Annotated in this window: 18 protein-coding genes, 1 tRNA gene and 1 pseudogene; 7 read left to right on the top strand and 13 right to left on the bottom strand. The window is 72.6% G+C overall.

Annotated features, from left to right (window positions below):
* Positions 1-403 precede the first annotated feature (403 nt).
* The 4 genes from ACFXA3_RS10940 (at position 404) to ACFXA3_RS10925 (ending at position 3,586) form a co-directional block, all read left to right on the top strand.
* Entirely contained in the window at positions 404-565 is a 162-nt protein-coding gene (locus ACFXA3_RS10940) for a hypothetical protein (RefSeq protein ID WP_159046037.1), read from the top strand.
* A gap of 279 nt (positions 566-844) precedes the next feature.
* Positions 845-1,747, top strand: coding sequence for an RNA polymerase sigma factor SigF (locus ACFXA3_RS10935; protein ID WP_385184923.1), 903 nt, complete (start codon positions 845-847; stop codon positions 1,745-1,747).
* A gap of 220 nt (positions 1,748-1,967) precedes the next feature.
* Positions 1,968-2,816 carry an RNA polymerase sigma factor SigF gene (locus tag ACFXA3_RS10930; RefSeq protein ID WP_385184920.1) on the top strand — a complete coding sequence of 283 codons (849 nt, stop codon included), beginning with the start codon at positions 1,968-1,970 and terminating at the stop codon, positions 2,814-2,816.
* A gap of 71 nt (positions 2,817-2,887) precedes the next feature.
* Positions 2,888-3,586: a hypothetical protein gene (locus ACFXA3_RS10925; RefSeq protein WP_385184918.1), complete on the top strand. Its 699-nt coding sequence runs from the start codon at positions 2,888-2,890 to the stop codon at positions 3,584-3,586.
* Between the two features lie 258 nt (positions 3,587-3,844).
* Here ACFXA3_RS10925 and ACFXA3_RS10920 read toward each other — a convergent pair whose 3' ends face one another.
* Positions 3,845-4,090, bottom strand: a complete 246-nt coding sequence (locus ACFXA3_RS10920; RefSeq protein ID WP_385184915.1) for a hypothetical protein — start codon at positions 4,088-4,090, stop codon at positions 3,845-3,847.
* A gap of 129 nt (positions 4,091-4,219) precedes the next feature.
* Here ACFXA3_RS10920 and ACFXA3_RS10915 point away from each other — a divergent pair, with 129 nt between their 5' ends.
* Both ACFXA3_RS10915 and ACFXA3_RS10910 read left to right on the top strand, forming a co-directional pair.
* Positions 4,220-4,654 (top strand): MarR family winged helix-turn-helix transcriptional regulator, encoded by a 435-nt coding sequence (locus ACFXA3_RS10915; RefSeq protein ID WP_385184912.1) that lies wholly within the window; start codon positions 4,220-4,222, stop codon positions 4,652-4,654.
* 13 nt (positions 4,655-4,667) lie between these two features.
* Complete coding sequence (locus ACFXA3_RS10910; RefSeq protein WP_385184909.1) at positions 4,668-6,296, top strand: MDR family MFS transporter; 1,629 nt, start codon at positions 4,668-4,670, stop codon at positions 6,294-6,296.
* A gap of 92 nt (positions 6,297-6,388) precedes the next feature.
* Here ACFXA3_RS10910 and ACFXA3_RS10905 read toward each other — a convergent pair whose 3' ends face one another.
* The 9 genes and pseudogenes from ACFXA3_RS10905 to ACFXA3_RS10865 form a co-directional block, all read right to left on the bottom strand.
* Positions 6,389-7,039 carry a TetR/AcrR family transcriptional regulator gene (locus ACFXA3_RS10905; protein ID WP_385184906.1) on the bottom strand — a complete coding sequence of 217 codons (651 nt, stop codon included), beginning with the start codon at positions 7,037-7,039 and terminating at the stop codon, positions 6,389-6,391.
* Between the two features lie 90 nt (positions 7,040-7,129).
* Entirely contained in the window at positions 7,130-9,385 is a 2,256-nt protein-coding gene (locus tag ACFXA3_RS10900) for an ArnT family glycosyltransferase (RefSeq protein ID WP_385184904.1), read from the bottom strand.
* Positions 9,382-10,650, bottom strand: a complete 1,269-nt coding sequence (locus ACFXA3_RS10895) for a glycosyltransferase (protein ID WP_385184926.1) — start codon at positions 10,648-10,650, stop codon at positions 9,382-9,384. The genes ACFXA3_RS10900 and ACFXA3_RS10895 overlap by 4 nt, the downstream gene beginning before the upstream one ends.
* Before the next feature lie 28 nt (positions 10,651-10,678).
* Positions 10,679-12,250 (bottom strand): annotated as a pseudogene (locus tag ACFXA3_RS10890) (sensor histidine kinase); the annotation flags it as partial.
* Complete coding sequence (locus tag ACFXA3_RS10885) at positions 12,250-13,017, bottom strand: response regulator transcription factor (RefSeq protein ID WP_385184901.1); 768 nt, start codon at positions 13,015-13,017, stop codon at positions 12,250-12,252. The pseudogene ACFXA3_RS10890 and the gene ACFXA3_RS10885, both read right to left, overlap by 1 nt.
* A 104-nt stretch (positions 13,018-13,121) precedes the next feature.
* Complete coding sequence (locus tag ACFXA3_RS10880; protein ID WP_385184898.1) at positions 13,122-14,000, bottom strand: amidohydrolase family protein; 879 nt, start codon at positions 13,998-14,000, stop codon at positions 13,122-13,124.
* On the bottom strand, positions 13,984-14,322 hold the full coding sequence (locus ACFXA3_RS10875; protein WP_054227152.1) for an antibiotic biosynthesis monooxygenase: 339 nt from the start codon (positions 14,320-14,322) through the stop codon (positions 13,984-13,986). The genes ACFXA3_RS10880 and ACFXA3_RS10875 overlap by 17 nt, the downstream gene beginning before the upstream one ends.
* Positions 14,323-14,438: 116 nt before the next feature.
* A complete protein-coding gene (locus tag ACFXA3_RS10870) occupies positions 14,439-15,350 on the bottom strand; it encodes a DUF2797 domain-containing protein (RefSeq protein WP_385184895.1) in 912 nt (303 codons plus the stop codon).
* Positions 15,347-15,781, bottom strand: a complete 435-nt coding sequence (locus ACFXA3_RS10865) for an Lrp/AsnC family transcriptional regulator (RefSeq protein ID WP_385184892.1) — start codon at positions 15,779-15,781, stop codon at positions 15,347-15,349. Before ACFXA3_RS10865 ends, ACFXA3_RS10870 begins: the two co-directional genes overlap by 4 nt.
* A 108-nt stretch (positions 15,782-15,889) precedes the next feature.
* Between ACFXA3_RS10865 and ACFXA3_RS10860 the strand changes: the two genes are divergently transcribed.
* Positions 15,890-16,831: an SMP-30/gluconolactonase/LRE family protein gene (locus ACFXA3_RS10860; protein ID WP_385184889.1), complete on the top strand. Its 942-nt coding sequence runs from the start codon at positions 15,890-15,892 to the stop codon at positions 16,829-16,831.
* Here the strand turns inward: ACFXA3_RS10860 and ACFXA3_RS10855 are convergent.
* The 3 genes from ACFXA3_RS10855 to ACFXA3_RS10845 all read right to left on the bottom strand — a co-directional run bounded on the left by ACFXA3_RS10855 (position 16,828) and on the right by ACFXA3_RS10845 (position 18,157).
* Entirely contained in the window at positions 16,828-17,193 is a 366-nt protein-coding gene (locus tag ACFXA3_RS10855) for a PH domain-containing protein (RefSeq protein WP_385184886.1), read from the bottom strand. The two genes, ACFXA3_RS10860 and ACFXA3_RS10855, sit on opposite strands and share 4 nt — an antisense overlap.
* A 146-nt stretch (positions 17,194-17,339) precedes the next feature.
* The gene (locus tag ACFXA3_RS10850) at positions 17,340-18,011 is read right to left on the bottom strand and encodes a histone deacetylase (protein ID WP_385184883.1); all 672 of its coding nucleotides are present in this window, start codon (positions 18,009-18,011) and stop codon (positions 17,340-17,342) included.
* 73 nt (positions 18,012-18,084) lie between these two features.
* Positions 18,085-18,157, bottom strand: a tRNA-Arg gene (locus tag ACFXA3_RS10845).
* Positions 18,158-18,527: the final 370 nt, after the last annotated feature.

Below are 18,527 nucleotides of genomic sequence, written 5' to 3'. Positions count from 1 at the left end.
CCCGGCGCCTTCCCCCCCCCCCCCTCCCCCCTCCCCCCCCCCACCCCCGCCCCCCTCCCCCTCCCCGCGTGGTGGGGTTCCCCCTCCCCCCTCACGGGACGGGGGAAGTGGCGTCGGGGGACGAGCCACTCCCCCCGACGAGGACGGAACCTGCCAGTCCGGGCCGCGGTCAGGGGGAAGCTCGCGGCTCGGACCCCGCAGTGAGGTCCTGTCCCTCACCCACCGATTTCCTGCCAGAACCGGTGGACTCGCCCTCCATCCTGGGCCACGCGCACCCGCCTGCGCCGCGGCAAAGGACCCGGACGCCCGGGCCATTGGTCCATAAAGGCCTGATGAGTGTCCGAAGACGAACGGTTAGACTCACCCGACTTTGCAGGACCGGTTGGGGAGGCCGACACCGCACATGGACACCAAGAAGATGATCATGGGTGGGCTCGTCGTGTTCGTGCTCTTCGTGATCATCACCCAGCCGGTCAAGGCGGCCGACATCGTCAAAATAGGCTTCCAGGGCATATCCGACGCGGCCCACGGCATCGGCGCGTTCATGACCGAACTGGTGCGCTGACCCGAACGCCGACACGGCCTGCGGACCGACCGGCCCCCCACTCCGAACGGGTGGGGGGCTTTTGCGTGGGCTTCCGCGCCGGATTTCGCGTTGGCTTTTCCATTCCGCACCCCCACAATGACCTCACCCAAAACACCCCATTATGCCCAACTTGCCGTCAACACGGTGATATACGGTGCTTGCACACAGTGCACATGTCTTGTGATGCTATGACCGCTTTTGACGGATGAGTTGACATGAAGGGGTGGCGTGACCGTGCCGGCCAGTACTGCGCCTCAGGTGCCACCCCAGCAGGAGACCCAGCAGGAGTCCCGGCAGGACCCCCGGCCGGGCCCGCAGCACGAGACCGCCCAGGACTCCCAGGTCCCGCCCCAGCAGGACGCCCCTGAGGAGCCCCCAGCGGCCCCGAGACCGCAGAGCCGGGGCGCGGACACCCGGGCCCTCACCCAGGTCCTGTTCGGGCAGCTGAAGGACCTTCAGCCGGGCACGAACGAGCACCACCGGGTGCGCGGCGCCCTCATCGAGGCGAACCTTCCGCTCGTCCGGTACGCGGCCGCCCGCTTCCGCAGCCGCAACGAGCCGATGGAGGACGTCGTCCAGGTCGGCACGATCGGCCTCATCAACGCGATCGACCGGTTCGACCCGGACCGCGGGGTGCAGTTCCCGACCTTCGCCATGCCGACCGTCGTGGGCGAGATCAAGCGGTACTTCCGCGACAACGTCCGCACCGTCCACGTACCGCGCCGGCTCCACGAGCTGTGGGTCCAGGTGAACGCGGCCACCGAGGACCTCACCACCCTGCACGGGCGCACGCCGACCACACCGGAGATCGCCGAGCGGCTGCGGATCACCGAGGACGAGGTCCTGTCCTGCATCGAGGCGGGCCGCAGCTACCACGCCACCTCGCTGGAGGCCGCCCAGGAGGGCGACGGGCTGCCGGGGTTGCTGGACCGCCTCGGCTACGAGGACCCGGAGCTGGCCGGGGTCGAACACCGCGACCTCGTCCGCCACCTCCTCGTACAGCTGCCCGAACGTGAACAAAGGATCCTGCTGCTGCGGTACTACAACAATCTGACGCAGTCCCAGATCAGCGCGGAGCTCGGCGTGTCCCAAATGCACGTCTCACGGCTGCTCGCCCGGAGCTTCGCTCGACTCCGATCCGCAAACAGGATCGAGGCGTAGCTGGAACGGGTGGAGGTCGTTCCGCCGTTTCCCGACAGAACGGGCTGATTCCGCTCTGTCGCTGGAGATATATGTCGACATGGCGCTACAGCGCGTTGCCGACATGTGACATTCTGCGGGAACCGCGTTTGCCGCAGCCCCGCCTCCGGTATTCAGGTGGAGGCTGCGTTCCTCCGACGGGCGCGCAGTACGCGACCGTCCGCGACCTCAAGGGGGTGGCATGTCCGTAGACCAGGGCAGCTCCAAGGTGCTCACGCTCGTCAAGAGCGCTGCGCCGGCAGCACCGGCAGCGTCCGACCGCTCGGAAGCCATCGACACCCGCACCCTCTCCCGCTCCCTCTTCCAGCGACTTGCCGCCCTGGACGCGGACAGCCCCGAACGGGCGTACGTACGCGACACCCTGATCGAGCTGAACCTGCCCCTGGTGCGGTACGCCGCCGCTCGCTTCCGCAGCCGGAACGAGCCGATGGAGGACATCGTCCAGGTCGGCACGATCGGCCTGATCAAGGCGATCGACCGGTTCGACTGCGAACGCGGCGTGGAGTTCCCGACGTTCGCGATGCCGACCGTCGTGGGAGAGATCAAGCGCTTCTTCAGGGACACCTCGTGGTCCGTGCGCGTCCCGCGCCGGCTCCAGGAGCTGCGCCTCGCCCTCACCAAGGCCAGTGACGAGCTCGCCCAGAAGCTCGACCGCTCGCCGACCGTGCCGGAACTGGCCGCGGTGCTCGGGGTGTCGGAGGAGGACGTCGTCGACGGCCTCGCCGTGGGCAACGCCTACACCGCCTCCTCGCTCGACTCGCCCTCACCCGAGGACGAGGGCGGCGAGGGCTCGCTCGCGGACCGCCTCGGCTACGAGGACGCCGCGCTGGAAGGCGTCGAGTACCGCGAGTCGCTGAAGCCGCTGCTCGCCAAACTCCCGCCCCGGGAACGGCAGATCATCATGCTGCGGTTCTTCGCGAACATGACGCAGTCGCAGATCGGCGAGGAGGTCGGCATCTCCCAGATGCACGTCTCCCGGCTGCTCACCCGCACGCTGGCACAGCTCCGGACGGGCCTGATCGGCGAGTGACCCACGGGTGAACGACGAGTAATCGCGGCACCTCCCTTCCCATCTGACGCGCAGTCACCCAGACTGCCGCGATGCGAAGGGAACGCCGCGCGATGACCCTCGTGGCCCTGTGCTGTACGGCCGCCGCACTCCTGACCGGATGCGGCGGCCCGGCACGCGACGGCTACGCGGCCGCGGGAGCCGTGGCCCCCGGCCCGGAGCGCCGCGCGGGCGACAACGTGGCCCCCGCGGGGCCGGTGGAGCTGCAGCAGCTGGGCGCAGCCCCTTCTCCCGCCACGAGTACGCCGCCCGGTACCCCGGTTCCGCAGAGCACGGCCGGCTCCGCCCGGACCGGAGCCACGACCGCCCCGCCCGGAACCGTCCCGCCACCCGGGACCCCGCCCGGGCCGGCCCCGCCCGCACCGCCCCCGGGATCCCCCGCGACGACGAAACCGGGCACGACACCCCCGGCCGCGCCGGCCACCCCGGCGAACCTGACACCGGGGCCCCCGGCCCGCACCCCGGCGGCGGACCGCTGGTGCGAGAAGGTCACGGTGGCGTTCACCAACACGGGCACCACGGCCGCCCGTTCGGGCACGGTCACGTTCTCGACGCACATCATCGGCGCCCTCGGCATCGACTGGGCCACGATCACGACGACCCAGCCCCTCCCGGCCCCGATCCCCGGAGGCACGACGAGGACGCAGACCTACACGGTCTGCGTCGAGTCCTGGCGAGTCCCCCTGGGCATGCACGTGGAAACCCAGAAGGCCACGGCCACCTGGACCTGACCGCAGCGTCGGCCCCGCGGGCGTGCGAGACGCGGGGTCCGGGGCACAGCCCCGTCCGTCAGCCCCGCCGGCACCCCAAGCCCCTTCCGGCCTGCCCGGCGCCAGCCCTTTCGGCCCGCCGAAGGCCGGCCCCCTTCAGCGCCGCCGACGGCCGGCTTCTCTCAGCCCTGCCGGCGTTTGAGGCGCGGGGGCCCGGGGGCAGGGCCCCCGCAACGGCGCCGCACCCGCACGGGGGCCCGTCCGACGACCCGGCCAGGGCTACCGCAGGGCGAGCCAGCACACCGCCCCGACCAGCAGCACGACCGCGAGCCCCACGCCCAGCCACAGCCCGGCCTTGGACCCCGAGGGCTGGGGCTGGCGCCGCCGGGAGCCGGGTGCAACCGGACCCGCCCCGGCGCCCGGCCCGGTCGGCGCCGCCTCTTCGACGAACGCCCGGAACATCTGAGTGCTGCCCGCGGGGTCGTAGTTGCCCTCGGGGCCCTGTGAATTGTGGTTCGCAGCCATGCGCAGGACCCTAGCGGGTTTTCCGATTCCTTTACCGCCCCCACCCCCCTATTCATTTGCCTGTAGCAACCAACCGCTTCTATGGTTGCCCTAAGCAACAACATGAGCAGAGGAGGGAGGGCGGAGCCCATGCCCACGGAAACGCAGCCCCACCCCACCCGCTACGAGGAGCTGGCCCGCCAGCTCACCGGCATCGGCGCGGTCAAGCGCGACCTCGCCCGCATGCTCCCCGCGGACTGCCCGGCCGGCTCCGCCGCCGTCCTGACCGTGCTCGACCGCCACGGCGAAATGCGGCTCGGCCGCCTCTCCGACCTCATGGCCATCGACATCTCGGTGACCAGCCGCCACGTCGCCCACGTCGCCGACCGCGGGTGGATCACCCGCGACGTCGACCCCGGCGACGCCCGCTGCCGGATCCTGCGGCTCACCCCGGCCGGCCACGCGCTCCTCGCCGAGCTCGGCGCGCGCTACACCCGCGCGCTGGAGAAGGCGCTGGCCGACTGGTCCGCCCACGACATCGACGTACTCAACACCTTGCTGACCCGGCTCCGATCGAGCTTCTAGACAAAGGAACCACATGGCGACCACCACACCCACCGGTGTGCAGGGAGGCAGCCGGTCGGAGACCACGTCCGACCCCGCATCCGCGCACGCCCACGCCCCCATGACCCACGCGCAGATCATGAGGGCGCTGTCCGGCCTGATGCTCGGAATGTTCGTGGCGATCCTGTCGTCCACGATCGTCTCCAACGCCCTGCCCCAGATCATCAGCGACCTCGGCGGCACCCAGTCCTCGTACACCTGGGTCGTCACCGCGGCCCTGCTGTCGATGACGGCGGCGACCCCGCTCTGGGGCAAGCTGTCGGACCTGTTCAGCAAGAAGCTGCTCGTCCAGATATCCCTGGTGATCTACGTCCTCGGCTCGGTGGTCGCGGGCCTGTCCCAGAACACCGGCATGCTCATCGCCTGCCGCGTGGTCCAGGGCATCGGCGTCGGCGGTCTGTCCGCCCTCGCCCAGATCGTGATGGCCGCGATGATCTCCCCGCGCGAGCGCGGCCGGTACAGCGGCTACCTCGGCGCCGTCTTCGCCGTCGCCACCGTCGGCGGTCCGCTGCTCGGCGGTGTCATCACCGACACCTCGTGGCTCGGCTGGCGCTGGTGCTTCTACGTCGGCGTGCCGTTCGCGGTCATCGCCCTGATCGTCCTCCAGCGGACCCTGCACCTCCCGGTCGTCCGCCGTGACGTCAAGGTCGACTGGCTCGGCGCCTTCCTGATCAGCGGGGCCGTGTCCCTGCTGCTGATCTGGGTCACGCAGGCCGGCGACTCGTACGCCTGGGTCTCCTGGACCACCGCGGCGATGACCGGTGGCGCCGTCGTGCTCGGCCTGCTCTTCCTCCTGGTCGAGTCCAGGGCGAGCGACCCGATCATCCCGCTGCGCCTGTTCCGCAACAAGACCATCAGCCTCGCCTCGGCGGCCTCGCTGTTCGTCGGTATCGCGATGTTCTCGGGCACGGTGTTCTTCAGCCAGTTCTTCCAGCTGGCGCGGGGCGAGTCCCCCACGATGTCCGGAATCCTCACGATTCCGATGATCGGCGGGCTCTTCGTCTCCTCCACGGTTTCCGGTCAGGTGATCACCAAGACCGGCCGGTGGAAGGCCTGGCTCGTCTCCGGCGGCGTCCTGCTGACGGCCGGTCTCGGCCTGCTGGGCACCCTGCGGTACGACACCCCGTACTGGCACATCGCGATCTACATGGCGCTGACCGGCCTCGGTCTCGGCATGATGATGCAGAACCTCGTCCTCGCCACGCAGAACCAGGTGGCCCCCGAGGACCTGGGCGCCGCCAGCTCGGTCGTCACCTTCTTCCGCTCGCTCGGCGGTGCGATGGGCGTCTCGGCGCTCGGCGCGGTCATGGCCAACCGGGTCACCCACTACGTGCAGGACGGCCTGGCGGCGCTCGGACCGAAGGCGGCGGCGATGGGCCACGGCGGCACCGCCGGCGGCGGGATCCCCGACCTGGACAAGCTGCCCGCGCCGTTCCGCGCGGTCATCGAGTCCGCGTACGGGCACGGCGTCGGCGACGTCTTCCTCTACGCGGCGCCGTTCGCCCTGCTCGGGCTCGTCCTGGTGCTGTTCATCAAGGAGGTCGCGCTGAAGTCGAAGCCCGCGGCCCACGCCCCGGCCGCGTCGGCCGCCCCGGCCGAGTAGCGCCGCCGCGCCACACCGGAAGACACGCGCCCCGGCCCCCGCCGGGTGCTCCCCACGTCCGACAGGGGGGAGCACCCGGCGGGGGCTTTCTCCTACGCCCCCGGGCCGGCGCCCGGGCGGGCACCGGCGGCCTGTACCTCGATGCCCGCGATCAGGACGTCGAGCGCGAGGGCGAAGTCCCCGTCGGGCGCCCGCCGGGCGGTACCCCCACAGCCGTGCAGGAACTGCGACACGGCCAGGTGCGCCCCGGTCCGGCAGCCGCCCGCGAGGCCGGTGGCGTCGAGCAGCCGCTGCAGTGCGGAGTCGAAGGCCCGGGCGTGCGGTCCGATGTTCGGGTACGCGGCGGTCAGCGGAGCCACCCAGGGGTGCTCCGCCAGCAGCCGCCGGTAGCCGCAGGCCAGCGAACGCAGCCGGCCGGGCCAGCCCTCCAGGGCCGGCCCGGCCGGGGTGGTCCGCGGCAGCGGGAGCTCGCCCAGCGCCCGGTCCAGGGCGAGTTCGAGCAGATCGTGCTTGGTGTCGACGTACCAGTACAGGGACATCGCGGTGACCCCGAGCCCGGCCGCGAGCCGCCGCATCGAGAACCGGGCCAGCCCCTCGGCGTCGAGCAGCCGGACGGTGGCTCCGGTGATCCGGTCCCGGTCGAGCCCGGAGGGCGCCTCGCTGCGGCGTCTGGCGGGTGCGCAGTGCCCGGGAGCCAGCCACACGCTGGTCCGGGTCTTGCCGGCATCGGCCGCGGTCACCATGGAGGCACCCTCCTCACAACAGCTGGATCAGCCCGGAATGCCCGGTCCGCCCACTTGATGCTAGAGGGTGCCCCTCGCGTTCCGGCAGGTTCAGGACGGGGCGGACGTGCCGTTCAGGGGGGCGGTCAGGTCGTAGAAAGCGGCTCCGCCGACCGTGGTGGCCTTGAAGTTGGCCTTGACCCAGCTCGTGATGGCGCTGCTGGTGCCACCGCCCGGGCCACCGCCGCGGCCACCGCCCGGACCGCCGGGCACGGCCTGCCCCTCGCCACCGGCACGCTCGCCCTCACCGACGAAGTAGTGGATCTTGCCGGTGCGCACGTACTCCTGGAACTTGGCGAGCGTCGGGGACGGGTCGCTGCCGTTGAAGCCGCCGATCGGCATCACCGGCTCGCCGGAGGCCAGCTGGTAGCTCGCCGCGTTCTGCGCACCGACGGCGGCCGCCGCCCAGGTGTACTTCCCCGCGTCCTTGCGCAGGGCCGCCGTGGCCGCCGCACCGACCTTCGTGCCGCCCAGCAGGCCGCCGGGACCGCCGCCCGCGGAGTTCTGCCCGCCGCGCGCACCGCCACCGCGCCCGCCGGGGAATCCCTGGCCGCCCTGGCCGCCCTGACCGCCTTGGCCGCCCTGGCCGCCCTGGCCGCCGGGGAATCCCTGGCCGCCGGGGAACTGCCGGGAACCGCCCTGCGGGCCGCCGCCGGGGCCGCCCTGCGAGGCACCCTGTGGCATTCCCTGCGGGAACGCGCCGGGCGGGAACTCCCCGCCGCCGAACATCCGCATGCCCATGCCGCCGCGGCCGCCGGACACCGCGGGCCCGGCCGTCACGATCGACCCGCCGCGCGTGGAATCCACCGTGGTCAGGCAGTACGCGAGCGGCCCGGCCAGCGCCGCGGCCACCCCCAGCGCCGCCGCACCGCGCACGAACCGGCGGCCGAGCCGGGCCCCGAACAGCAGCCCGGCGGCCGCGGCCAGACCGGCGACGAGGACCGTCCAGCGCAGCCACGGCAGATATCCGGACGAGCGGCCGAGCAGGACGTACGACCACCACGCGGTCAGTGCGAGGGTGCCGGCGAGGGTGAGCGCGGCGGCTTTGCCGCCCCGCTCCTCCCACAGCAGGGCCGCGCCCATGCCGACCAGCGCGGCCACGTACGGCGCCAGCGCCACCGTGTAGTACTCGTGGAAGATGCCCTGCATGTAGCTGAAGACGAGCGCGGTGGTCAGCAGGGCGCCGCCCCACACCAGGAAGGACGCGCGGGCCATGCCCTCCAGGGAGTCGGCGGCCCGGCGGGCCCGCCAGGTGACGACCAGTCCGGCGACGAGCATGACGAGGGCCGCCGGGAGCAGCCAGGAGATCTGCCCGCCGACGTTGGCCGAGAACAGCCGGTCGATGCCGGTCTCTCCCCAGCCGGGACCGCCGCCGCCACCGGGGCGGGCCCCGCCGCCGACGCTTCCGGTCTCGTCCCCGTTGATCCGGCCGAGGCCGTTGTAGCCGAAGGTCAGCTCCAGGAAGGAGTTGGTCTGCGAGCCGCCGATGTACGGGCGCGAGGACGCGGGCCAGAGTTCCACGATGGCCACCCACCAGCCGCCGGCCACCACCATGGCCAGGCCTGCGAGCAGCAGCTGGCCGAGCCGGCGGCGCAGCCGGGTGGGCGCGCAGACCGCGTACACGACGGCCAGCGGCGGCAGGATGAGGAAGGCCTGGAGGGTCTTGGTGAGGAAGGCGAAGCCGACCGCGACGCCCGCCCAGACCAGCCACTTGGTGTGCGCGCCTTCGAGGGCGCGCAGTACGCAGTAGACGGTGACGGTCAGCAGCAGCGCGAGCAGTGCGTCCGGGTTGTTGAAGCGGAACATCAGCGCGGCCACCGGGGTGAGCGCGAAGACCGTACCGCTGAGCAGTGCGGCTGCGGGACCGAAGTGGCGGCGTACGGCGGCGTAGAGCACGGCCGTGGTGCCGACGCCCATCAGGGCCTGCGGGACGAGGATCTGCCAGCCGCCGAGCCCGAACAGCCGGACGGACAGCGCCATGGGCCACAGGGCGGCCGGGGGCTTGTCGACGGTGATGGAGTTCCCGGCGTCGGAGGAGCCGAAGAAGAAGGCCTTCCAGCTCTCGCTGCCCGCCTGGACGGCGGCGGAGTAGAAGGAGTTGGCGTAGCCGGAGGCGCCCAGGTTCCACAGCAGCAGGACGGCGGTGGCCAGCAGGAGCGCGATGTACGCGGGCCGCTCCCAGCGGGGGCGGCCCGCGGTGGCGGTGCCCGCCGTGGCGGACGGGGTGCCGGGCGCGGCCGGGGCGGTCGCGGTGGTCGGGGCCCGTTCCGGGAACGGGGAGTCCATGGGTGGTACGGCCGTGGTCATCGGGTGTCGTCCTTCGCGGGAGTGGCGCGCCGCTCGGGGAAGACCCAGGCGCGGAAGAGCAGGAACCTCAGCACGGTTGCGGCGAGGTTGGCCGTGATCAGTACGGCCAGTTCGGTGCCGTGGGCGGGATGGGGTGTGGCGGCGCCGAGGGCGGCGAGCGACCCGCTGGTCAGGGCCAGTCCGACGCCGAACACGGCGAGTCCCTGGGCCTGGTGGCGGACGGCCCGTTCACGGCCGCGGACGCCGAAGGTGAGCCGGCGGTTGGCGGCGGTGTTGGCGACGGCGGAGACCAGCAGGGCGCCGGCATTGGCGAGCTGGGGTCCGGTGCCGAGCCGGAAGAGGGAGTACAGGGCGAGGTAGGCGAGCGTGGACAGCACACCGATCACGCAGAAGCCGAGCAGCTGGCGGGCCAGCCCGCGCGGCACTCCGGGCAGGGCGCTGCGGTCGCGCGGGTCGTCGCCGAAGGGGCGGGCGAGCCGGTCGAGCGGCAGTGCGCCGACGGCCAGGGCCCGGCCCACCCGCCACATGCCCTTGAGGTCCGCGGTGGCGGTGCTGACGATGTGGACGGTGGAGTCCGGGTCGTCCACCCAGTCCACCGGCACCTCGTGGATGCGCAGCCCGGCGCGTTCGGCGAGGACCAGCATCTCGGTGTCGAAGAACCAGCCCGAGTCCTCCACCAGTGGCAGCAGTCGCTGCGCGACCTCCCGCCGGATGGCCTTGAACCCGCACTGGGCGTCACTGAAGCGGGCGGCGAGGGAGGAGCGCAGGAGCAGGTTGTAGGCCCGGGAGACGAACTCCCGCTTGGCTCCGCGCACCACGCGCGAGGAGCGGGCCAGGCGGGTGCCGATGGCGAGGTCGGAGTGCCCGGAGATGAGCGGGGCGACCAGGGGCAGCAGCGCGTTGAGGTCGGTGGACAGGTCCACGTCCATGTACGCGAGGACGGGTGCCTCGGAGCGGGACCAGACGGTGCGCAGGGCGCGGCCGCGGCCCTTCTCCTCCAGCCGGGTGCTGCGTACGCCGTCGACGGTGGCGGCGAGGGCGGCCGCGACCTCGGGGGTGCGGTCGGTGCTCGCGTTGTCGGCGATCGTGATGCGGAAGGGGTACGGGAACGTGCGGGTCAGGTGGTCGTGGAGGCGGCGCACGCACGGCCCGAGGTCCTTCTCCTCGTTGAAGACCGGGATCACCACGTCGAGTACGGGCTCGCCGGGCACGGGCGCGAGGTGCGCCCCGGGCCGGAGGGCGCCCGGGGTGGTGTGGGGTTGGATAAAAACACCATATGCCGGGGGGGTGTGAGCGCTGTGTGGTGAGCCTGTGCTCCGTCTGTGAGTCCCTATGGGATTCCGTTGCCCCCGGGACCGTCGGCTGCTCCGGGGCGAGCGGGAGCAGGACCTCGAAGCAGGTCCACCCGGGCTCGCTCCGTACGTCGACCTGTCCGCCGTGCGCCGTGACGACGGCCGAGACGATGGCGAGCCCCAGGCCGGTGGAGCCCGCGGCCCGGGAGCGCGAGGCGTCGCCGCGTGCGAACCGTTCGAAGACGTGGGGGAGCAGGGCGGGTGGGATCCCGGGCCCGTCGTCCTCGATCCGCAGCCGGATCACGGATGTTTCACGTGAAACAGCGGCGGTGACGGTGGTGCCGGGCGGGGTGTGCGTACGGGCGTTGGCGAGCAGGTTGACCAGGACCTGCTGGATCCTGGCCGGGTCGGCGTGGACCGGCGCGGGCTCGGCGGGCAGTTCGAGGCGCCAGTGGTGCTCGGGTCCGGCGGCCCGGGCGTCGCTGACGGCGTCGATGACGAGCGGGGCCAGGTCGGTGTCGGTCGCGCTCAGCGGGCGGCCGGCGTCGAGCCGGGCGAGCAGCAGCAGGTCCTCGACGAGGCCGGTCATCCGCGTCGCCTCGGACTCGATGCGGCCCAGGGCGTGCCGGGTGTCCGGACCGGGCTCCTCGCGGCCCCGGCGGGTGAGTTCGGCGTACCCGCGGATGGAGGCCAGGGGGGTCCGCAGTTCGTGGCTGGCGTCGGCGACGAACTGCCGGACCCGGGTCTCGCTCTGCTGGCGGGCGGTGAGGGCGGAGGAGACGTGTCCCAGCATCCGGTTGAGGGCGGCGCCGACCTGGCCCACCTCGGTCCGGGGATCGGCCTCGGCGTCCGGGACCCGCTCGTGGAGGGCGGGCTCGCCGCTGTGCAGGGGGAGTTCGGAGACGCGGGTGGCGGTGGCGGCCACCCGGCGCAGCGGGCGCAGGGCGACGCCGACCAGGGCCTGCCCGGCGAGGGAGGCCGCGATCAGACCGGCGAGGGTGACGCAGACCTCCACGGCGATCAGCGTCTGCACGGTGGAGTCGACCTCGGTGAGCGGGTAGGCCAGGGCCAGGTTCCCTTCGGGGGAGGCCTGGACCCGGTAGCTGCCGAGGCCGGGCAGGTCCAGGTCCACGGGTGCGGGCCGGCCGCGTTCGGCGACGGCCTTGGCGACGGCCTTCTCCAGTACGTGGGACTGGGCCGGGGTGAGCGGCCGGCGGGTCTCCAGGCCGGGCCCGCCGATGGCGGCGAGCCGGGCGCCCTCGACGGTGCCGTCCGGCTCGGACCGGATGCCCGCGGCGCCCAGTGGGGTGCCCGGGGCGCTGACGAACCAGAGGCCGTCGCGCCCGCCCTTCGCCGCCGCGGGGTTCCGCGGCGTGGCCATGTCCACGGCGATGTGGAGCTGCTGGTCGAGCTTGTCGACCAGGTACGAGCGCAGCGCCAGGGTGGTGACGGCGCCGATGGCCGTGCCCACCACGGCGATGAGCGCCACCGCCGAGACGACGAGCCGGGACCGCAGGGACCAGGAGCGGACCGGACGCAGGACGCGACGGCGCCGCGGCGGGCGGGGTGCCACTACTCGGCCGGCTTGATCAGGTAGCCGGCGCCGCGCCGGGTGTGGATCATCGAGGGCAGACCGGGGCCGCTCTCCAGCTTGCGCCGCAGGTAGGAGATGTACAGCTCGACGACGTTGGCCTGGCCGCCGAAGTCGTACGACCACACCCGGTCCAGGATCTGCGCCTTGCTCAGCACCCGCCGCGGGTTGCGCATCAGGTAGCGCAGCAGCTCGAACTCGGTGGCGGTCAGGTGGATCTCCCGGCCGCCGCGGGACACCTCGTGGCTGTCCTCGTCGAGCCGCAGGTCACCGACGGCCAGGACGGAGCCCCCGCGGGCGGCCTGGGCGGCGCCCGAGCGGCGGACCAGGCCGCGCAGCCGGGCCACGACCTCCTCCAGGCTGAAGGGCTTGGTGACGTAGTCGTCGCCGCCCGCGGTCAGGCCCGCGATGCGGTCCTCGACGGAGTCCTTCGCGGTCAGGAACAGCACGGGGAGCTGCGGGATCTCCCGGCGCAGCTGTCCCAGGACGGCGAGGCCGTCCATGTCGGGCAGCATGACGTCGAGGACGACGACGTCGGGCCGGAACTCCCGTGCGGCCCGGACCGCACCGGCCCCGTCGCCCGCGCTGCGGACCTCGCAGCCCTCGTAGCGCAGGGCCATGGACAGCAGCTCGGAGAGCGAGGCCTCGTCGTCGACGACGAGGACCCGGCAGGGGCCGCCGTCGGGCCGGACGAGGGCCCCGGGGTTGCTGGTGGACGTGGACGCAGGGGAGGTGGTCGTCGCAGTCATGCGACCACGCTGACCGCGGCCTCTGAGAGCGTTCTTGTCCCTACCTGTGAATTTCCTGAGAACCGGATGTGCCCGGGGGCCCGCGGGCGGGGAGGGCGGCCCGCTCAGTCGAGGCGGAACAGCCGGGCGCCGTTGCCGTGGCAGACCGCGCGCAGCCAGTCGTCGCCGAGGCCGAGCCGCTCCAGGGCCTCCAGCTGGTGCTCGTACGGGTAGGGGATGTTCGGGAAGTCGGTGCCGAGCAGGATGCGGTCACCGAGGTCCGCGAGCCGTCCCAGCTCGCCGGGCGGGAATCCGCCCAGCCGCTCGGAGAAGTCGGTGAAGGCCATGGTGGTGTCCAGGCGCACGGCGGCGTGGCGCTCGGCGAGGTCCAGGAAGTCGGCGTACTCGGGCATGCCCATGTGCGCGACGATCAGCGGCAGCCGGGGGTGGCGGGCCAGCAGCCGGGCGATCGGCTCGGGTCCGGTGTACTTGGCCGCCACCGGCCCCGACCCGCAGTGGATCACGATCGGGACGCCCGCCTCGGCGAGCATCCCCCAGACGGCGTCGAGCCGGTCGTCGTTGGGGTCGTACCCGCCGACCTGGAGGTGCGCCTTGAAGACCCGGGCGCCGGCCTCGACGGCCTGCCGGACGTACGCCGGGGCGCCGTCCTCCGGGAAGAAGGTCGCCGTGTGCAGGCAGTCGGGGGTCCGGGCCGCGAAGTCGGCGGACCAGGAGTTGAGCCAGGCAGCCATCTCGGGCTTGTGCGGATAGAGCATGGAGGTGAAGGCCCGGACCCCGAACTCCCGCAGGAGCGCGACCCGCTGCTCCTCCTCGTGCCGGTAGGTGATGGGCCAGGCGACGCCGGTCAGCGGTCCGACGGCGTCGAAGTGGTCCCACACCTTGTCCAGGACCCGCTCGGGCATGAAGTGCGTGTGGACGTCGACCAGTCCGGGCACGCCGAGCCGCTCCCGGAAGGCGCGGACCGCGTCAGCCGTTGCGGGCAAAGCCGTGGCTCCGCTCGACGGTCGCGACGTGCAGGGTGTAGCTCTCGTACCAGTCCGCGCGGCCCTGCTTCATGGCCGCCTGGTGCTCCAGGTCCTGCCGCCACCGGGTGAGGGACTCGTGGTCGCGGAAGTAGGCGACGGTGATGCCGAGGCCGCCGGGAGTGCGGGCGGACTCGTAGCCGAGGAAGCCCGGATTCGCGTGCACGATCTCCTTCATCCGGTCGAGCGTCTCGGGGTAGCCGGTGTCGTCGGGAGTGCGGACATTGCTGAAGACCGCCATGACGTAAGGCGGTTCGAAGGCGGGTACGGGCTGGATGGTCATGCCCACCACCCTCCGCGGCGGCCCCCCGGCATGTCCACCGGAAAGCGGCCCGGGAGCCCAAAGGGATCCAAGTTTTGACCTTGGACCGCAGGGCGGTGCCCACCCGGCGGCACCGGTCAGAACAGCCCGTCCTGGCCACCGGGGGCGGCCGGGGGTGCCAGCTCGGCGACGGGCACCGCGCTCGCGGCTCCCGCGCTCGCGGCTCCCGCGCTCGCGGCTCCCGCGTCCGGGGCGACGAGCTCCCAGCCGCCGAGCAGCCGGGTGTCCACCACGAGACCGTCCGCGAAGTGCAGGTCCGGCCCGGCCGCGCCGGCCAGCCGGCCCACGACGACCCCGCCGGGCACCATCTCGGTGATCACCCGGGCGGGAGCCGGCAGCCCGTCCAGCCCGAACGGCGCGGCGTGATCGGCGATCTCGCACACCAGCCGCTCCAGCGACTCCGGCCAGCCGGGCAGGGCCGCGGCCCGGGCGTGCAGCTCGGCGACCTCCCCGGCCCGGTCCGCCGCGGGCGGCAGGTGCCCCCGTACCGCGCGCTTGCGGGCGTACGCGATCCGGTCCGGCACCCCCAGGGCGGCCCGCAGCAGTTCCTCGGTGCGGCGGGTGGCCATCAGCGGTCCGCGCCCCAGCCAGGTCCAGGTCACCGCCCCCTGTTCCAGCAGCCGGGCCGGTCCGCGCTCCTCGGCCGTGATGCCGACCTTGACCATGCCGGGCCCGAACCAGGCCAGGTAGACGCGGTAGGTGCGCGGATCGGCGGCGTTGGTGTCGGCGGCCACCGAGAACGACCGGTCCAGGCGGGCGCATTCGGGGCACTGCGCGTTGCCGGCCCGGCCCGGCACGGTGGCGGCCGTGGGGCACGCGGTCCGCTTCCCGGCCCGCCACACCCCGAGGCAGCGCCGTTCCCCCCGGGCCGCGAAGGCCAGCCGCTGCCCGTACGCGAGGGGGCTGCTGCGCTCACCGCGGCCTTCGGCGCACCACCCGATGGCGGGGCGGCCGTCGCTCCACCGGATCCCGGTGCACCACCAGGTCACAGCGGGAGCGGCCGCTCGAAGAAGGTGTCCAGCACGACGGTGGCGTGCGTACCGCTGACGCCGTCGATGGCGTAGAGGCGGCGCAGGACGTCCTGGAGCTGCCCGGTCGACGCCGTGCGCACCTTGACCAGGACGGAGGCGCTCCCCGCGATGATGTGCGCCTCCTGGATCTCGGCGATCGCCTCGAAGGCCGCCCGGGAGTCCCCCATCCAGGCGTTGGAGTCGACCATCACGTACGCGAGCACCCCGCTGCCGACGGCCGCGGGGTCCACCTCGACCGTCGTGCGCCGGATGACCCCGCGCTCGCGCAGCTTGCGCACCCGCTCGTGGGTGGCCCCGGCCGAGAGGCCCACGGCGGCGCCGAGGGCGGCGTACGACTGACCCGCGTCCTGCTGCAAGCGCAGGACGAGCGCCCGGTCGATGTCGTCCACGCGATCTTCCTCCCCATCCCCTGGAATCCCTTGCGCTGACGGTACAGGATCCTGCAATCTCACCACTAGACCGAATGTCATTCGGCCTATAACTCTCCAGGGGGAAGAATGTCAGCCGTAGCCGACCTCAATCTGTACGAGATCCTGGACGAACGATTCCGCACCGGCCGCTGCGCCAACGGCGACATGCGGCTCGAACGTCTCTACGACGACTGCCGCTGGGCGGAGGGCCCGCTGTACCTGCCGGCCTGGCGGCAGCTCGTGTGGAGCGACATCCCCAATGACCGGATGCTCCGCTGGGACGAGGAGACCGGCGCGGTCGGCGTCTTCCGCTCCCCGGCCGGCCATCCGAACGGCAACACCCTGGACCGCGAAGGCCGCCTGATCACCTGCGAGCAGGGCAACCGGCGCGTCACCCGCACCGAACCGGACGGCACCCTCACGGTCATCGCCGACCGCTTCGACGGCAAGCGGCTCAACAGCCCGAACGACGCGGTGGTGCACTCGGACGGCTCGGTCTGGTTCTCCGACCCGGACTTCGGCATCACCAGCGACTACGAGGGCCGGCGCGCACCGGGCGAGATCGGCGCGTGCAACCTCTACCGCGCCGACCCGGCGACCGGCGAGGTGCGCCTCGCCGCGGGCGGGTTCCTCGGCCCGAACGGCGTGGTCTTCTCTCCCGACGAGAGCGAGCTCTACGCGGCGGACAGCCGGGCGGGCCACATCCGCGCGTTCAAGGTCGGCCCGGACGGCACCCTGACGGACGACCGCGTCTTCACGCGGTGCCCCGGGGTGGACAACATCCGCTTCGACGACGAAGGCCGCCTGTGGGCCGCGGCGATGGAGAACGGCGTGTACTGCCACGCCCCGGACGGCACCCTCATCGGCCGCATCCGCGTCCCCGAGCCCGTCTCGAACATCGCCTTCGGCGGCCCGAAGAACAACCGCCTCTTCATCACCGCCACCACCTCCCTCTACTCCCTGGTGCTCTCGGTGACGGGCCTCCCGCGCGTCCGGCAGGGCCAGGGGGATGTCCGGCGGATCGGCTAGCGGGCGACGAACTGCGTCAGGATCGCCTGGACCTCGTAGATGTCCACACCCTTGGTGAAGGTCTTCTCGATCGGCGCCGCGCTCCCCGACAGCCAGATCTTGAGCTCGGCGTCGAGGTCGAAGTGACCGGCGGTCTCCACCGAGAAGTGCGTGATGCTCCGGTACGGGACCGAGTGGTACTCCACCTTCTTGCCGGTGAGCCCCTGCTTGTCGATCAGCACGAGACGCCGGTCGGTGAACAGGATCGTGTCCCGGATCAACAGGTACGCGGCGTGCACCTGCTCCCCCTGCCCGAGCAGCCGTGCGTAGTCCCGCTGCGCCGTCACCGGATCGACCGTGTGCGCGTTCCCGAACAGCCCCATGGGAGTCCCCCTCCGTCGGCCCGGACCGTTCCGGACCTTCCTTCGGACCGTATCGGGGCCCGCACCGCGCGGGCGTCCCCCGCGGGGCCGATCCCCGACCCGGACGACCCCGGGGGTCCCCCTCCCCACCGAGGAGGACACGGGCCTCAGGGGCGGACGCCCGAGGTCAGCAGCTCCCGCACCTGACGGGCCGTCCAGTGGCCGGCGGCCCCCGGGCTCGCGGCCAGGTACTCCGCGATGTCCTGCTCCTCCCACGGGCCCGATTCCAGGAGCCCGCCGGCCAGACAGCGCAGGTACGCGGCGGACGGCACGCGCACCTCCACCTCGTGGAGCGCCCACGGCGCCGTGAACGTCAGCACGGGGACGCCCTCGATCGCGCCGGGGCAGATCAGGGTCTCGTACCGTCCGGGCCCGACCGCGTGCCGGCCTTCCCGGAGGACCGCCGTCAGGTCGAGGTCCGCCCCGGGCTCCCCGTACATCTCCTGGGCGGCGATGTCGGACAGCTGACCGGCGGTGATCAGGTGCGCGCGTGCACGCGTACGGCCCGGCGCGCCCGGATCGTAGAACGCGCGTCCCCCCGTCCACACGACGGACTCGGTGGCGAAGTAGAGGCGGCCGGCCAACTCCACCGCGAGGGACCGTTCGGGCGCCCGCCGGTCCCGGCAGCCCGGGTACGTCCGCGTCGCCCCCGGGGGCGTGCCGCCCGCGAGGTACACGGCGAGTCGCTCCATGTGCATGTTGGAGCCGTAGGAGGCGTACCAGACCCGGTCCGGCGCGACGGGTGCCGCGTCGAGCGGCGTCACGGTGTGCACGGTCATGCGCGTTTCCTCCGCTGTGTACGGGAAACGCCAGAGGCCCTCAGGATTTCTCCTGAGGGCCTCTGGTCTGTTGTGCACTCGGCAGGATTCGAACCTGCAACCTTCTGATCCGTAGTCAGATGCTCTATCCGTTAAGCTACGAGTGCTTGGGCTTCCCGGGGTTTTTCGCCCCGTTGGCCTTGCGAGAACAACAATACATGGACCTCGCCGGGACGCGAAATCCATTAGCCAAACCGGGTCTGACCTGCGGAAACACCCTGGACGGAGATCATCCGGATGGGTTCGCGCAGGAACGTCCGCACAGATGCCGGGCGAGGTCGAGGCCGAGTCGACCGGAGCCGGGGCGGAGTGGCGGAGTCGGCCGGAGCCGGGCCGGAGCCGGGGCGGGAGATCACCCGGAAAGCACGGAAGCGCCGGGGCCGGGGGGGCGGGGGGGGGGGCCGGTGGGTGGGGGGGGGGGTTGTTCACGCCCATGGGGGGTTTGCCCCCACCCCCGAAAGCAGGGGGGTGATAAAC

Source organism: Streptomyces sp. NPDC059456 (assembly GCF_042750055.1).
Lineage (GTDB): Bacteria > Actinomycetota > Actinomycetes > Streptomycetales > Streptomycetaceae > Streptomyces.
The sequence above is the reverse complement of the archived record's forward strand: the minus strand, read 5'-3'. Positions and strand labels throughout refer to the sequence as shown.

Excerpts from the sequence above, each read along its gene's own strand:
- ACFXA3_RS10875 (WP_054227152.1), bottom strand. The coding sequence starts at position 14,322 with ATGACCATCCAGCCCGTACCCGCCTTCGAACCGCCTTACGTCATGGCG.
- ACFXA3_RS10860 (WP_385184889.1), top strand. The coding sequence starts at position 15,890 with ATGTCAGCCGTAGCCGACCTCAATCTGTACGAGATCCTGGACGAACGA.
- ACFXA3_RS10925 (WP_385184918.1), top strand. The coding sequence starts at position 2,888 with ATGCGAAGGGAACGCCGCGCGATGACCCTCGTGGCCCTGTGCTGTACG.
- ACFXA3_RS10850 (WP_385184883.1), bottom strand. The coding sequence starts at position 18,011 with ATGACCGTGCACACCGTGACGCCGCTCGACGCGGCACCCGTCGCGCCG.
- ACFXA3_RS10855 (WP_385184886.1), bottom strand. The coding sequence starts at position 17,193 with ATGGGGCTGTTCGGGAACGCGCACACGGTCGATCCGGTGACGGCGCAG.
- ACFXA3_RS10900 (WP_385184904.1), bottom strand. The coding sequence starts at position 9,385 with ATGACCACGGCCGTACCACCCATGGACTCCCCGTTCCCGGAACGGGCC.
- ACFXA3_RS10930 (WP_385184920.1), top strand. The coding sequence starts at position 1,968 with ATGTCCGTAGACCAGGGCAGCTCCAAGGTGCTCACGCTCGTCAAGAGC.
- ACFXA3_RS10905 (WP_385184906.1), bottom strand. The coding sequence starts at position 7,039 with ATGGTGACCGCGGCCGATGCCGGCAAGACCCGGACCAGCGTGTGGCTG.
- ACFXA3_RS10915 (WP_385184912.1), top strand. The coding sequence starts at position 4,220 with ATGCCCACGGAAACGCAGCCCCACCCCACCCGCTACGAGGAGCTGGCC.
- ACFXA3_RS10940 (WP_159046037.1), top strand. The coding sequence starts at position 404 with ATGGACACCAAGAAGATGATCATGGGTGGGCTCGTCGTGTTCGTGCTC.
- ACFXA3_RS10910 (WP_385184909.1), top strand. The coding sequence starts at position 4,668 with ATGGCGACCACCACACCCACCGGTGTGCAGGGAGGCAGCCGGTCGGAG.
- ACFXA3_RS10885 (WP_385184901.1), bottom strand. The coding sequence starts at position 13,017 with ATGACTGCGACGACCACCTCCCCTGCGTCCACGTCCACCAGCAACCCC.
- ACFXA3_RS10920 (WP_385184915.1), bottom strand. The coding sequence starts at position 4,090 with ATGGCTGCGAACCACAATTCACAGGGCCCCGAGGGCAACTACGACCCC.